This is a genomic window from Metallosphaera yellowstonensis MK1 (assembly GCF_000243315.1).
In the GTDB taxonomy this organism is placed as follows: domain Archaea; phylum Thermoproteota; class Thermoprotei_A; order Sulfolobales; family Sulfolobaceae; genus Metallosphaera; species Metallosphaera yellowstonensis.
The window spans coordinates 307326-320826 of the sequence record NZ_JH597770.1 but is presented as its reverse complement, the minus strand read 5'-3'; the positions used below and the strand labels follow the sequence as shown (position 1 = coordinate 320826).

General features: G+C 46.3%; 13 protein-coding genes and 1 pseudogene. 11 read left to right on the top strand and 3 right to left on the bottom strand.

Annotated features, from left to right (window positions below; translation table 11 throughout):
* On the bottom strand, nucleotides 1-1254 hold the full coding sequence (gene eno, locus METMK1DRAFT_RS12540) for a phosphopyruvate hydratase (RefSeq protein ID WP_009074732.1): 1254 nt from the start codon (nucleotides 1252-1254) through the stop codon (nucleotides 1-3).
* Nucleotides 1255-1600: 346 nt separating this feature from the next.
* Here eno and METMK1DRAFT_RS12530 point away from each other — a divergent pair, with 346 nt between their 5' ends.
* Together METMK1DRAFT_RS12530 and METMK1DRAFT_RS12525 are read left to right on the top strand one after the other, a co-directional pair.
* A complete protein-coding gene (locus METMK1DRAFT_RS12530) occupies nucleotides 1601-1921 on the top strand; it encodes a hypothetical protein (protein ID WP_009074728.1) in 321 nt (106 codons plus the stop codon).
* Nucleotides 1908-2327 carry a signal peptidase I gene (locus METMK1DRAFT_RS12525; protein ID WP_009074726.1) on the top strand — a complete coding sequence of 140 codons (420 nt, stop codon included), beginning with the start codon at nucleotides 1908-1910 and terminating at the stop codon, nucleotides 2325-2327. Before METMK1DRAFT_RS12530 ends, METMK1DRAFT_RS12525 begins: the two co-directional genes overlap by 14 nt.
* On the opposite strand, the gene gcvPB is transcribed toward METMK1DRAFT_RS12525, so the two are convergent.
* Together gcvPB and gcvPA are read right to left on the bottom strand one after the other, a co-directional pair.
* Nucleotides 2294-3802 carry an aminomethyl-transferring glycine dehydrogenase subunit GcvPB gene (gcvPB, locus tag METMK1DRAFT_RS12520; protein ID WP_009074724.1) on the bottom strand — a complete coding sequence of 503 codons (1509 nt, stop codon included), beginning with the start codon at nucleotides 3800-3802 and terminating at the stop codon, nucleotides 2294-2296. The genes METMK1DRAFT_RS12525 and gcvPB overlap by 34 nt on opposite strands.
* Nucleotides 3803-5140: an aminomethyl-transferring glycine dehydrogenase subunit GcvPA gene (gcvPA, locus tag METMK1DRAFT_RS12515; RefSeq protein WP_009074721.1), complete on the bottom strand. Its 1338-nt coding sequence runs from the start codon at nucleotides 5138-5140 to the stop codon at nucleotides 3803-3805.
* Between the two features lie 45 nt (nucleotides 5141-5185).
* On the opposite strand from gcvPA, the gene gcvT reads away from it, so the two are divergent.
* The 9 genes and pseudogenes from gcvT to METMK1DRAFT_RS20170 all read left to right on the top strand — a co-directional run bounded on the left by gcvT (nucleotide 5186) and on the right by METMK1DRAFT_RS20170 (nucleotide 13468).
* Nucleotides 5186-6229, top strand: coding sequence for a glycine cleavage system aminomethyltransferase GcvT (gene gcvT / locus METMK1DRAFT_RS12510; protein ID WP_009074719.1), 1044 nt, complete (start codon nucleotides 5186-5188; stop codon nucleotides 6227-6229).
* Between the two features lie 11 nt (nucleotides 6230-6240).
* Nucleotides 6241-6651, top strand: a complete 411-nt coding sequence (gene gcvH / locus METMK1DRAFT_RS12505) for a glycine cleavage system protein GcvH (RefSeq protein WP_009074717.1) — start codon at nucleotides 6241-6243, stop codon at nucleotides 6649-6651.
* Complete coding sequence (locus tag METMK1DRAFT_RS12500) at nucleotides 6651-7403, top strand: proteasome assembly chaperone family protein (protein WP_009074713.1); 753 nt, start codon at nucleotides 6651-6653, stop codon at nucleotides 7401-7403. Before gcvH ends, METMK1DRAFT_RS12500 begins: the two co-directional genes overlap by 1 nt.
* A 5-nt stretch (nucleotides 7404-7408) precedes the next feature.
* On the top strand, nucleotides 7409-7786 hold the full coding sequence (locus METMK1DRAFT_RS12495; RefSeq protein WP_009074711.1) for a hypothetical protein: 378 nt from the start codon (nucleotides 7409-7411) through the stop codon (nucleotides 7784-7786).
* A gap of 79 nt (nucleotides 7787-7865) precedes the next feature.
* Entirely contained in the window at nucleotides 7866-8858 is a 993-nt protein-coding gene (locus METMK1DRAFT_RS12490; RefSeq protein WP_009074708.1) for an AbrB/MazE/SpoVT family DNA-binding domain-containing protein, read from the top strand.
* A 27-nt stretch (nucleotides 8859-8885) separates the two neighbouring features.
* Nucleotides 8886-9626, top strand: coding sequence for a Fe-S cluster assembly ATPase SufC (gene sufC / locus METMK1DRAFT_RS12485; protein WP_009074706.1), 741 nt, complete (start codon nucleotides 8886-8888; stop codon nucleotides 9624-9626).
* Between the two features lie 106 nt (nucleotides 9627-9732).
* Nucleotides 9733-11172, top strand: a complete 1440-nt coding sequence (gene sufB, locus METMK1DRAFT_RS12480; protein WP_048088006.1) for a Fe-S cluster assembly protein SufB — start codon at nucleotides 9733-9735, stop codon at nucleotides 11170-11172.
* Nucleotide 11173: 1 nt separating this feature from the next.
* Nucleotides 11174-12310: a SufB/SufD family protein gene (locus METMK1DRAFT_RS12475; protein ID WP_009074702.1), complete on the top strand. Its 1137-nt coding sequence runs from the start codon at nucleotides 11174-11176 to the stop codon at nucleotides 12308-12310.
* A 158-nt stretch (nucleotides 12311-12468) separates the two neighbouring features.
* Nucleotides 12469-13468 (top strand): annotated as a pseudogene (locus METMK1DRAFT_RS20170) (IS701 family transposase).
* The last annotated feature ends 33 nt before the right edge of the window (nucleotides 13469-13501 follow it).

Below are 13501 nucleotides of genomic sequence, written 5' to 3'. Positions count from 1 at the left end.
TCAAGCTAATTTCTTCCCCATATATTCAAATCCAAATTCTTTCTCTATTTCTAAAAGTCTATTGTATTTGGATGTCCTTTCTCCTCTAGCTGGTGCCCCAGTCTTTATGAATTCACTGTTGACAGCCACTGCTAAGTCCGCTATGAAGCTGTCCTCTGTTTCCCCGCTTCTGTGACTTATCGCAGTTTTAATGGAATGTCTCTTGGCTAAGTTCACGAACTCCATGGCTTCAGTTATTGTGCCTATCTGGTTGACTTTCACTATTACAGCCTTTGTTGCACCTGACTCTATTCCCTTAGTTAAGTATTTCACGTTAGTAGTGTAGATATCATCACCGGATACTAGAACTCCCTTCATTTTGCTCTGGAGCTCAGTAAAGCTCTTAAAGTCATTCTCCTCAAAGGGATCCTCAACGTATAAGAGCGGATAGCGATCCTTTAGGGATACATAGAAGTCTATCATTTCCTGTCGAGTTTTAGAGTTACCATCTATCTCGTATTTATCTTCTTTTTTATTATAAAAATTCGATGCTGCCGCATCTAAACCCAGCAGTACCTTATCCTCGTATCCTGACCTCTTCACTGCGGAGTGGACCAGTTCCAATGCATCTTCAGTTTTACTAAGGGGTGGAGAGATTCCTCCCTCATCCCCTACCGCCGTATAAATCTTCCCGTACTTCTCCGTAACTAGGGACTTCAGTGCCTTATATATTACTAATGAAGCTGAGAGCGCTTCCTTAAGGGTATCAAAACCTACGGGAATTATCATGAACTCTTGTATTTTCAAGTTGTTACCAGCGTGAAGTCCTCCGTTGAGGATGTTCATTAATGGAACTGGAATGATATGTGGCCCTGAACCGCCTAGATGCATGAACGTTTCTACCCCCAAGGCCAGTGAGGCTGCCTTACTCACCGCTATGGATGTAGCCACCATCGCATTGGCACCGAGTCTTGACTTATTCTCTGTTCCATCTAAATTTATTAAAACCTTATCTACGGTGGTTTGGAACTTCGAGTCCATCCCTATGAGTGCAGGGGAGATGTAGTAATTGATTGATTTCACTGCCATCTCCACAGACCCACGCTCATCCCGGAGTTCCACTACTTCCCTCGATCCCTTAGAGGCCCCAGCTGGAGCGTCCCCGGTGGCCGTAACACCGCAACCTAACTTAACCTTTGCCCTAACAGTAAAGTTCCCTCTAGAGTCTATTATCTCAAAACCCTTGAGATCAAATATGGACAAATCACTCATCATATAAACTCGTCCAGATTATGACATAGGAGGTATAAATGTCATTGTTACCCATAGCCGTTTTCATTGTTTATGGTATCCTTTCTCCTCTCTATTACAGACTTTTGAGAGGCAAGCTAAGCAACGAAGTCGCCTTTCTAGTCACATGGGTGACAGCTCCATTTCTGGCCTCTTATCCATTTTTCTATTCTGATTTAGTAGTACTCCTAGTCCTTCTTATGATAAATCTAGTCGGCTATTTACTTATAATAAAACATAGATATAAATATATCTATAATGGAATTATTTTCCTGCTCGTTCCAGTCGTTACAATACTTATTTTTAAACTGCTGACCTTCATATAACACGTATGCCCAAGAAGCAAAAGGAGCCAGACGTTTGTCCAAACTGTGGAGCCAAGGTAGATAAACCGTTAAAGACTTGGAACCTGGTCTCTCCACTTCCCGACGCTTACGGTAGGATAACCATAACGGTTATGGGCTCCTATGAATGTCCCAATTGTGGTCATAGATGGAGGGCCGTCGTGTCAAAAATAAGAGCCGGGGGCACTGGAGTAGAGGTGGAAGGTAAGAAGGGAGTAAAGAAGTTTGGAGAACAGAAGGCGGAGCAACGAGAGGAAGAGGGGGAGATAATAGAGCTTGACCTAGGTGACATAGATGAAGAAGAGTGATATCGCAATAATTCTTTTCATAGCGTTAGTCTACATCGTCTTCTTCTCCAACCTGGTGAGTTCTGCCAGCGTGGAGGGAGTCTCCATGTATCCAGTATTACAGAATGGTGCACTCACCTTTTACGGATCCCCAACAAATATACACTATGACTCTATAATCATATATAAGTCACCACAGCTTCACACGTACGTGATTCACAGGGTCATTGAGGCTAGCAACGGTTTTTATATCACTCAGGGTGTTGATAAAATATCTAATCCAGAGCCAGATAATCGCATAGGGCTGGAGCCGCCTTATGGTGTTCCTTCACAGTACGTAATAGGAAAAGTGATTAATGTGGGGGGATATGTGATCTCTATCCCCTACTTGGGCTATCTCTCGATCCTACTCTCGTCTCTTATCTGATTTTTGATCTGCTTGAGCACCCTGTAGCTGGGAGTTAAGGTGGAGGGATGGTTGGCCTTAACCTGATCCAACCTTCCTACAGAGGTATTCACTGGTGAGTTCATGAGAGCGGAGGGGTCCTTGTAGGCTAGATCTACTATTTCCTTTAATGCGTCTGCAAAGGCGTCTAGGACCTCAACCGGTTCGGTCTCAGTAGGTTCTATCATTAAAGCTTCCTCTATTATTCCGGGGAAGTAAATAGTCGGAGCATAGAATCCCCTGTCCAATAATGCTTTGGCTATATCGAAGGCGGTCACACCTGTCTCCTCCTTTAGTCTTTTAGCACTGAACACCACTTCATGTTTCCTGAACCTATGAGGGGCTATGAGATCTAGACCTCTTACGTCTCTTAACTTCGAGATAAGGTAATTTGTCGCCAAAGTACTCATTCTACCTACCATGGATATCCCATCGGTCCCAAGACCCAGTATGTAGGCATAGGCCCTAAGCACGTTGCCGAAATTGCCGTGAAAAACCGACATTCTCCCTATTGATTTAGGAGGGGAGACGAACCTGTACACATCGCCTTCCCTACTGACATAAGGGGGTAGGTAATCCTTCATTTTCCTGTTGGCGCATATGGCACCTGCCCCTGGTCCTCCCCCTCCATGGGGAACTCCAAATGTTTTATGTAGATTAAGGTGAATTATGTCAAATCCCATGTCTCCTGGTCTTGCAATCCCCAGTATCCCGTTTAGGTTTGCTCCATCGTAATATAATATCCCATCTACTAAATGAACAAGTTCAGCTATTTTCTTTATGTTCTCTTCAAAGAGTCCCAACGTGTTGGGATTTGTGAGCATGAATCCTGCGACGTTCTCACCGATTACCCCCTTTAGTGTCTCCAGGTCAACCAGACCTTCACTGTTAGACTTGATGTAAATGACCTTGAAGCCTCCCATGGCTGCACTGGCTGGGTTAGTTCCATGAGCAGTATCTGCAACGAGCATCTCAGTTCTAACCCTGTTAAACTCCTTGTGGTACTTCCTTATCATCAGGATTCCAGCGAATTCCCCTGCGGATCCTGCGGGAACCTGCAAGCTACACTCCTCCATTCCTGTTAACCTTGCAAGCCACCTCTGCATTTCATAGATGACTTCTAGGTTTCCTTGAACGGTTGTCTCGTCCTGAAGGGGATGATAATTCTCAGCTATTCTCGCAGAATCCTCCTCAATTTTTGGATTATATTTCATCGTACATGATCCTAACGGCATCATCCCTAAGTCCACGCCGAAGCTCATCTGGGAGAGCCTCAAGAAATGTCTGGTCACCTCGAGTTCGCTGAGCTGTGGGAGTTCTGGGTCATTTCTTCTCCTTATTTTCTCCGGTATTTCTATGGTAACTTCTATATCCTCCTTTGGTACCATGAAACCTATTCTTCCCGTACCTCTGTACTCCGTAATGAGGGGTTCATCCCATTTGGCCTGTCTCCACATCTATATCACCTCTCCAATACTTTCCACCAGTTCGTCTATAGCTTCCTTACTATGAACCTCGGTTACACAGAAGAGAGCCTCGTTGGGCCCAAGCTTCAATCCTCCGTGAATTCCTTTATTTAATAGGTGAAGGTGAATTTTATTGTATTCCTTTTCAAAGCTCATTACGAATTCTTCGAAGAAGTCAGATCTCCATTTTCTCTTTCCAACCAGCTCCATCTTCTTCGCAGCGTAGTGACTTCTCTTGTATACTTCCTCGGCCAGTTCCCTTAGGCCGTCCTTTCCCAGCAAGGAAAGGAACACCGCATTGGCTATGGCAACTAGTGCCTCGTTGGTGGTGATGTTAGATGTGGCCTTCTCTCTCCTTGCGAATTGTTCCCTGGTCTGGAGTATCAGTGTGAACCCTCTCTCCCCCTTAACGTCTTCAGTCATACCCACGATTCTACCGGGCATTTGCCTCACCAGCTTCATGTCCATTCTTGTGGCGAATATACCAGTGTATGGTCCGCCAAAGTTGAGTGGTATTCCCAATTCCTGTCCGTCTCCCACAGCTATATCGTAACCCAGTTCTCCAGGTGACTTCACCAGGGCCAGTGAGATCGGACTCACTCCTGCCACGCTTACTATATTGTGCTTTCTGGCCCAGTCAGCTATGTATTCCATTTCTGTCTCCCATACTCCGAAATAATTTGGTTGTTGTACATAAATAGAGGAGACTTCCGTGGGGTCGAGTTTGTCCAAGAAGTCAAGGTCCATTCTACCCTCCTGGTCCACTGGGATCTCAACTAGGTTAACTTCCTTTCCAGCTAGCCAGGTTTCAACAACCTGCTTGTGGAGAGGATTAATGGATTTAGGTAATAGAACTTTTTTCCTGCTGTTGATCCTCAACCCCATCATTATTGCCTCCGCTAAACTGCTCCCCCAATCGTAGTGGGAGGAGTTAACGACTTCCATCTCCAATAGTTCCGCAATAAGACTCTGATACTCAAAGAGAGCTTGTAGTAGGCCTTGATTTATCTCGGGTTGATAAGGAGTGTAGGCGGTGTAAAACTCCGACCTAGAAATGATAAACTTGACAACTGAAGGAACGCTATGTTGACAAGCCCCCCCACCTAGGAAAGGAGGGTACTTGAGTTTCCTGTTTTTTTGTTTCACCTGTTCGAGCCTTTGCCTTATCTCCTCTTCTGACAACGGTTTATTGTAACCTACCTCTACTGGACTTTCCAGGAGTATATCTTGAGGTATGTCGTAAAATAGTTCATCGACATCGTTGATCCCTATGACGTCTAACATTTGACGTATTTGGTTCAGGTTTGGGAGCCATGGATGCATGTCCATATAAACTCCATCAGCAATTGAGTTACAGTGGCTAGGCGATTAAGAATGTTTCGCACACCTCTACTTAACTTCGAGGAAAAGTTAGGGGCTAACTTCGGCGAGTTCGCAGGATGGGAGATGCCGATGAGCTATTCCTCTTACCAAGAGGAACACATAAGCGTCAGGCAGGGGGCAGCCTTTTTCGACCTATCTCACATGGGTAGGCTGAGGATCAGGGGAGCCCAGAAAGAAGTTGAACGTCTCGTTGCCAAGGAAGTCTCAAGGGCCTCCCCTGGAGAGATGATAGGCCCAACAGCTTTCCTCACCGACAAGGCAGGCTTTGTGGACGACGTTATGTTATATAAGGTCTCGGATCAGGAATTCCTGGTTGTTACCAATGCCATAAACAGGGAGAAAGTCATCAAATGGATAAGGAACAACTCCTCCTTAGACGTTGAAGATCTAACATTCCAATTAGTCATGATAGCAGTTCAAGGAAGGAAGATATGGGACTTCTTGGAGAGGATTGATCTGCCATTTCTCCGCTTCATGTTGAATTCTAAACTGGAGGGACGAGACGTGTTTCTCTTGAGCAGGTCCGGCTGGACTGGGGAAGACGGTATAGAGTTCTGGTCAACTCCAGACGTTGCTGAAAGTTTACTTTCATCGTTTATATCTAGAGGGATCAAGGGAGCGGGGCTAATGGCCAGAGACAGTTTAAGACAGGAGATGGGATTCGTTCTTTACGGGGAAGACATAGATGAGACCGTAAACCCAATAGAGGCTCGATACTGGGTGTTCTCACTCGAGAAGGAGTTCATAGGAAAGGAAGCCCTAGTGGATTCCCTGAAACAAGGGGTAGATAAGTTAAGAGTAGGTTTCAAGTTGCCCAAAAAGCTCAGGGTTATCCCAAGGAATGGAAGTACATTCAAGATAATGGGAATACCTGTAGGAAGAGTTACAAGTTCCTCGTTCTCACCTTATCTCGAGAGGGTCATAGGGATGGGATATGTGGACTCTAAACACTTCTTCCTGGGAGGTAGTATGGACGTGGAGGTTAGGGGAAAGGATTATAATGTTAAATTATCCGATTTCCCGTTATTAAAGTAATGGTGATATGATTGAGTGAGATAAAAGTTGGGAAATATATAGTGTTAAGAGACCTCCTTTACACCGAGAGCGATGAATGGGTTAGGATAGAGGGTAATGTGGCTACAGTGGGAATAACGGATTATGCGCAGAAGAAGCTAAGGGACATAGTTGGTGTAGACTTGCCTAAATTGGGCACTAAAGTGAGGATTGGGGAGTCATTAGCGGTGGTAGAGTCGGTTAAGGCGGCTGCAGACATCTTCTCGCCATTATCCGGTGAAGTTGTAGAAGTAAACCAGGAGTTGACATCAACACCTGAACTACTGAATAAGGATCCATACGGCAAAGGGTGGATCTTCAAGCTACGAGTGAGCAATCAGGACGAAACCAAGAAACTTCTAACTGCAGAACAATATAGTGACAAGATAAGGGGTGAACAATAATGGACCAGGATTTTGAGGTTGAGGAGTCCTTTGTACCTAACCTAAGGAAACCTACTTACATGATAGTAGGAATTCCAGACGCCGGTTTAGTTGGCGAGATAGCAACTGAGTACCTCATTTCTAAGGGAATAGTTGACGAGTTTGGACAGATTTACTCCAGGAAGCATCTCCCCACCATCATGCATGTGGATGACGGAGTAGCCAAATCTCCCCTAAGACTTTATTACGGCAAAGAGTCCAATCTGGTCGTCCTTCACGCATGGACTGCCATTCCAGTGAACTCTGCGTATCCTCTTGCCAAGTTCATTTCTGACTATGCTACTAAACTGGAGGTCAGTGCTGTGATCTCCATCACTGGGATGCCCATTCCCAACAGATTAGAGATAGAGAAACCCAATGCGTATTGGATAGCAAATTCTAAGGAATTGGCCCAGGAACTATCTAAGCTAGATATCATGCAGAAGTTCTCGCAAGGTTACATCTCTGGGCCATACGCCCCAATACTCTTTGAGACAGCCAGAAGGAAGATTAACAATTTCGCTGTGGTCGTGGAGTCTTTCCTTGACATACCAGATCCAGAGGCCTCCGCAGTAGCCTTGGATATAGTTTCCAAGTACACAGGTTTCACAGTGGACGTAAGTTTGCTCCTACAGGAGGCTGAAGAGATCAGGGCACGCATTAAGGGGCTCATGGAACAAACTAAGAGGGAACTTCCCACATATGCTTCAGGGAAACCCATGACATACGCGTGAGAGGGATGCCAGCCTATAAGGATCTGGAAGATATGGTTAGGAAGGCCATAGAAGCTGAGATGAAAAGGATGGAGGAGATAATTGAGTTCGTCTCTAGGGAGGTAAAGGAGTCAATGGAAAACCAGAGTTACATAGAACCTCTTTACACCGAAATAAGGAGAGAGAACAAGGTCGTCTATGTACTTGACGTTCCGTATCTCAGGGACGAAACCATCTACATCAAACTCGAGAAGAATACACTCAACTTCTCCTGTACAGATAATAGGGGGACAAAATACAGGCTCTCACTGAGGATACCGAACGATATGTCTCAACCAGAGGTCAAGGTATCTAGGGTTAAGGGGAGAGTCTGTCTAATAGTGGAGGGAAAGGCATCCAAATAAAAACCTCTTTTAAAAAGGCTTAGGAAGGATTTGCAACATATTTATAAACAGCGTTTAAGATAATTATAAAGGGATTGACTTGGAGGAGCTTAATAACGCCAAGGATATAGAGACTAGAAAAGTTCAGAAGTTAGGCTCATCATCCCTCTTTATCACATTACCTAAAAAATGGATAAATAAGTGGAATGTGAAACCTGGGGACAAGATTTTGATCGAGGTATCAGATGACGGATCTCTGAAGCTGATTGCGGAGAGGGTTAAGTTAGGGGTAAATCACAAAAGTATAAAGATTGACGCTGACTCCTTAAAGCAGCCTATAGCCAGTGTTATTCCCTGCCTATACTCACTTGGTTATGATGAGATCGTCTTTGAATCGAGGAAGTCCATTTCTCAGAAGGACGTGGAAGAGGTTATAGGAGTTACCAAGCAGATGGTAGGGGCTGAGGTCACTGAGGCCTCCGAGTCTAAGATAAAAATAGAGTGCCTCTTGGATACGGAGAAGGTGGGTCTAGAGTCTCTGTTGAGGAGAATGCTCAACACGGTCTCCAAGAAGGTAGACGAGGCTATAGCCTTGGTAAGTAAGGAGCAACCTAGAGACACCTCCACAAACCATGAGGATATCAGAAGACTCTACCTCATGTTGATGAGAAGAATAATGGGGAGCAAGTATGAAACAACGAGGAACATGACAAAGAACTCCCTTATCGTTATAAACTCCATTACTCTCCTAAACGTAGCCTCTGTCCTAGAGAAGCTGGTCATGGTCATAAGAAGTTCTCAACTGGACGAAAAGCGAATTCAGATAGTCAAGAGTGTCCTCAAGAAGTCCAACGACCTCCTTGATGAGGTAGTGATGACTGTCCTCTTTCCAAGCACCAAGAGAGTACTCAACGGGCTCAATCTCATAAGGGAGTCCAGAGCCGAGCTTTCACAGCTGGATAGAGGTACAAATCCCTTCTTACTGGAGTACCTAGAGGACTTAATAAGCTTCCTAGAGAGGGCTCTAGAGAACTCCTCATGTACACTGTTCCTCGAGGATATGCCCTGGATAGAAAGAAACTTAACTCCATAAAAACAATATAAAAGGAGTGACCGTAGAATGTCTATTCTAAAGGTTCAAGACCTTCACGTGGAAGTTGAAGGAAAGGAAGTGCTAAAGGGAGTTTCCTTTGAGGTGAGGAGCGGAGAGATTCATGCCTTGATGGGTCCTAACGGCAGCGGGAAGACAACGCTCTCTCTCGCCATCATGGGCCACCCCAAGTATAAGATAACCAAAGGTTCCATAATCTTAGACGATGAGGACATAACTAACTTGGAGACTAACGAGAAGGTAAAGAGGGGCCTCTTCCTCGCCTTCCAGAACCCGGTGGAAATAGGGGGAGTCAAGTTATCGACGCTCCTTGTAGCTGAACACAATAGGATAGCAAATCCCTCCGGCTCTGTAACCGAGATCATTCAGAGGATTAGGGAGATGACCAAGACTGTAGGACTATCTGAAAGCCTTCTGAACAGGGGTGTCTTCGAGGGTTTCAGCGGAGGAGAGAAGAAGAGGACCGAAATCCTCCAGATGATGCTCCTGAAGCCCAAGTTCGCAATACTCGACGAACCGGACTCTGGGGTAGACGTTGATGGACTAAGGGTTATAGCCGAGTCCATAAAGAAGCTCAAAGAAGAGAATAACACCGGGTATATCATCATCACACATTACAGGAGGATCTTAGACTACGTGAATGCGGACAGGGTTCATGTACTCTACAAAGGAGCCTTAGTGGCCAGCGGTTCCATGGAACTTGCCAAGAAAATTGACGAGAAAGGTTACGAAGGGGTAATAAAGTCCTGAAATTAATTATATATTTTAAATTTTCATTTTACTTAATATACTAGACGAAATATAATAGAAAGACTTATAGGTGTTCTTTAACACAGTTAAAGATGGTAATGTAGAAATGACTGAAGAGAAATTATCGCTTGACATGAACGAGATTTTGAACGCATCCATAGAGGCCAAGTATGAGAAACTTAACCAGAGTGAGTTCCACAGGAGGATAGTGGAGTCAGGTCTATCTAGGGGCACAATAGAGGAGATCTCTAAGATAAAGAAGGAGCCTGAGTGGATGTTGCGACTCAGGTTGAAGTCTTTGGAGCTCTTTGAGAAACTGCCAACCCCAAATTGGCTACCTGACATCCTGGGTACACTTAACGTCTCTAACCTAGAGCTTTACATAAAGCCTGACGTAGAACAAACGAATAGCTGGGATCAGATACCTAAGGAGATAAGAGAGTATTATGATGTATTAGGAATACCGGAATCGGAGAAGAAGTACTTAGGTGGCTTAGTTGCAGTATTCGAGTCGGAACCGATATACTCCAACGTAAAGGAGGAACTGACTAAAAAGGGCGTGATCATGATGCCTCCAGAGGAGGCCATGAGGAGATATCCTGACGTGTTCAAAGAGTACTTCACCAAGATCTTCCCTGTATCTGATCATAAGTTCGCGGCCCTTCATGGGGCCCTCTGGAGTGGAGGTGTGTTCGTGTATGTACCGAAGAACGTGAAGATTACCACCCCAGTGGAGGGGTTCTTCATAATAGGTAGTGAGATGGAAGGCCAATTTGAGCACACGCTGGTGGTAGCGGATGAAGGCTCTTATATACACTTCATAGAGGGTTGTAGTGCCCCTCAACTTAAGAAGTATTCCTTCCACGACGGAATGGTTGAGCTCTACGCGAAGAAGAACGCCAGGATAAAGTTCACTACTATCCAGAACTGGAGCAAGAACGTCATAAACTTCAACAATAAGAGAGCGTGGGCTGACGAGAATGCTACCATAGAGTGGGTAGAGGGATCCTTGGGCTCAAGATATAGTTTCGTTTATCCATCTACTATACTCAGAGGTCAAAATGCTTCGTCTACAAGTCTAGTAGTGACCTTGGCTTCAGGAGAGGGCGAATGGAAGGACAGCGGTTCTAAAATGATTCATGCGGCCCCATATACTAAGAGTAAGATAGTTAACAAAAATATAGGTTTTGGGGGAGGCGTCAACATTTACAGAGGTCTTGTCAAGGTGAATAAGGGGGCCAAGGGTTCTAAGGCATTTGTGAAGTGTGATTCATTGATGCTGGACGAGAAGACCAAGGCTTATACCTTCCCTCACAACCAAGTTTTAGAGGATGATGCAGATGTAGCCCATGAGGCCCACACATTTAGGATGAGCGAGGATCAGCTCTTCTACCTAATGAATAGGGGAATTGATGAGAAGGAAGCAACGTCGATGCTGGTTTTAGGTTTCATTGACGAGATCATGAAGGAGTTACCCTTCGAGTATGCCACCATGTTGAACAAGGTCATAAAACTGGAGTTGGATAAGTTGGGAGCAGTGGCATGAGATGCCAGTTGTCGACCCAGAGAGTCTCTCAGCATACATCAGGGCTTTGGACTCTCCTTATGAAAGGGAAGAGCTATTCCGCAAGTACTTAGCAATGCCTTACCAAGTGGTTAATGATTCCCCAACGATTAAGCATTATACGGAATGGTCCAACTTCGAGAAGCTAAACCTAAACCTAAGGGAAAGGAAGAGCTCGATCAACACTCCTATCGCTGAGGGTTACGAGACGTATCAGGTCGTGAATAACGTATTATTGAGAGGGGAGGTCAGGGACGGAATCAAGTGTGGAATAGTTAGGCCCGAAGACCACAAACTAGCTGCGTTGGTGCTATCTTCCTCAAGGGTCATCTCCATTAGGTCAGGAGGAAAGTTCTTCATCTATAATTCATGTGAGGAAGGTCTATTCTGTCCCGTGGCTGTAGAGGTGAAGGTTCCAGAAGGAGAGACAGCAGACGTTGTGTATTACTCAAGGAGTATAGGTAGGGCTATGACTGGAGGAGTTATTTCCCTTGAGGTCCCTAAGGGTTCCTCTCTCTCTTTCTCCATGATCGGTGATGGACGTAACTCGTTCGATTATACCTTTGCTAAAGGCAGGGTGGAAGGAGAGATAAGCTCCTCGCTCTTCTCCGCAGGATACTCGACAGGACACATGGAGTATAGGGTTGAGTTAGAGGAGGAGGCTATAGCTAAGTTCTCCGCTAAGGCCTTGGGTCTCGATAACAATAACGTGAGTTTGTTGGCAAATGTAAATCACGCGGGAAAGAGGAGTAGTAGTAATGGTATCCTCAAGGCAGTAGCATCAGGAAGCTCCTATACAGTAATAAGAGGAGACGCAGTAATAGGCGAGAATGCTCTAGACGCGTCTACCACCATTATAGGAAAGGCGCTCATAGTCGGGGAGGAGGCTAAAGCTGTAGTGGCCCCAATGCTGGAGGTCAAGACGGGAAAGATAATCACAGCAAAACACTCTGCCTCGGCGTCTAAGGTTAACGACGACTTGATTTTTTACCTACAGAGCAGGGGATTTGATAGAAGAAGTGCGGAGGGTTTAATTATACGAGGATTCCTTACAGATGAGGGAGATAACGAGCTTATCAGAAAACTCGTTGAAGCCGCGATAGCTGGCATGGGGTACTAAGAACAGCTGGACAATCAGATATACACAATATCAGCAGTTATGGGAATCTTAGGGAGGTAATACGAAAAGCCTGTATTAGCGAGAAGTTTTTCAGCGTCGTCCTGCTGAAAAGGTGCGGAAGGACAGATCGAGTTCGCTAGGGAGAGGCTGTCAGGGAGATCAACAGGCTGGGCGTGGTCAGGGGGAAGGGGAGGAGCAGGAAGGTTAACTGGCACTAGTCCTCATGGTCCTGGTAGGTGGGAGGGCCAGCGTGAGGAACGCGGCCGAGACGTTCTGGTTGGACTACGCAAACCTGCTGGAGGCGTTGGGAGAACTCGACGACGCGTGGAGGGACTACCTGGAGGTCCTGTCAGACTTTGAAGGGTCAGGTCGTCATCGTGGACGACACAGTGGACCACGACGCTCAGGGGGACGTGAGCCCCCGAGAACCACTGGATCTACTGCCACACCCACGGGAGGTTCGAGAGGGCCAAGCTCCTCACGGTCGCCGTAGTGGACCTCTCCACGGGCAGGACGTTCACGGTTTTCCCCATGCCGTGAGGAAGATGTTGGATTTGTGAGGGTCACCGAGTTCAAGACCAAGATCGACGTGGCCAGACGTTGGACGTGCTCAAGGAGCCCTTCCGGTAGCCAGGGTCTTCTTCGACTCCCGTACCGTCCGAGAAGCTCGTGACGGACAACGTAGTGTCTGAGCTCAAGCCCAACCGAACTCAGGGTCGAGTCGGTCCAGGGGACCCTCGAGGAGGTGGAGGGACACCTCCGAGTGGGATACCCCCGGAGTCTACTACGCCGACCTGACCCTGGGAGGCCGACCCATTACGGTAAAGTTGCTAGTCCGGGAACATAAACGTGACTCTGGGACACACGCCAGGTACCTCTACACGACCGACCTCTCGCTCAGCGAGGAAGTCGAGGAGGCCTGGAGGATGAGGTTGGAGATCGAGGAGCTCCAAAGGACGTCAAGGCCCTGGAACTGGAGGACTCCTCGTTCTGGAGGAGGGAGAGGCTTCAGGGCCACCTCATGATCTTCACCATCAACAACGTCGTCAGGGAGCTGGTAGTGGAGCTAAACCTGAGGAGCGTGGGGGCGTTCCTCAGGCTCTCGAGCGCCCTTTAGGCGGACCGCCGGGGCTGATGAAAATCTTTAAGTTACGTTAAAGTCCCATAACTGCTGTAAGTTAAACTAATGTT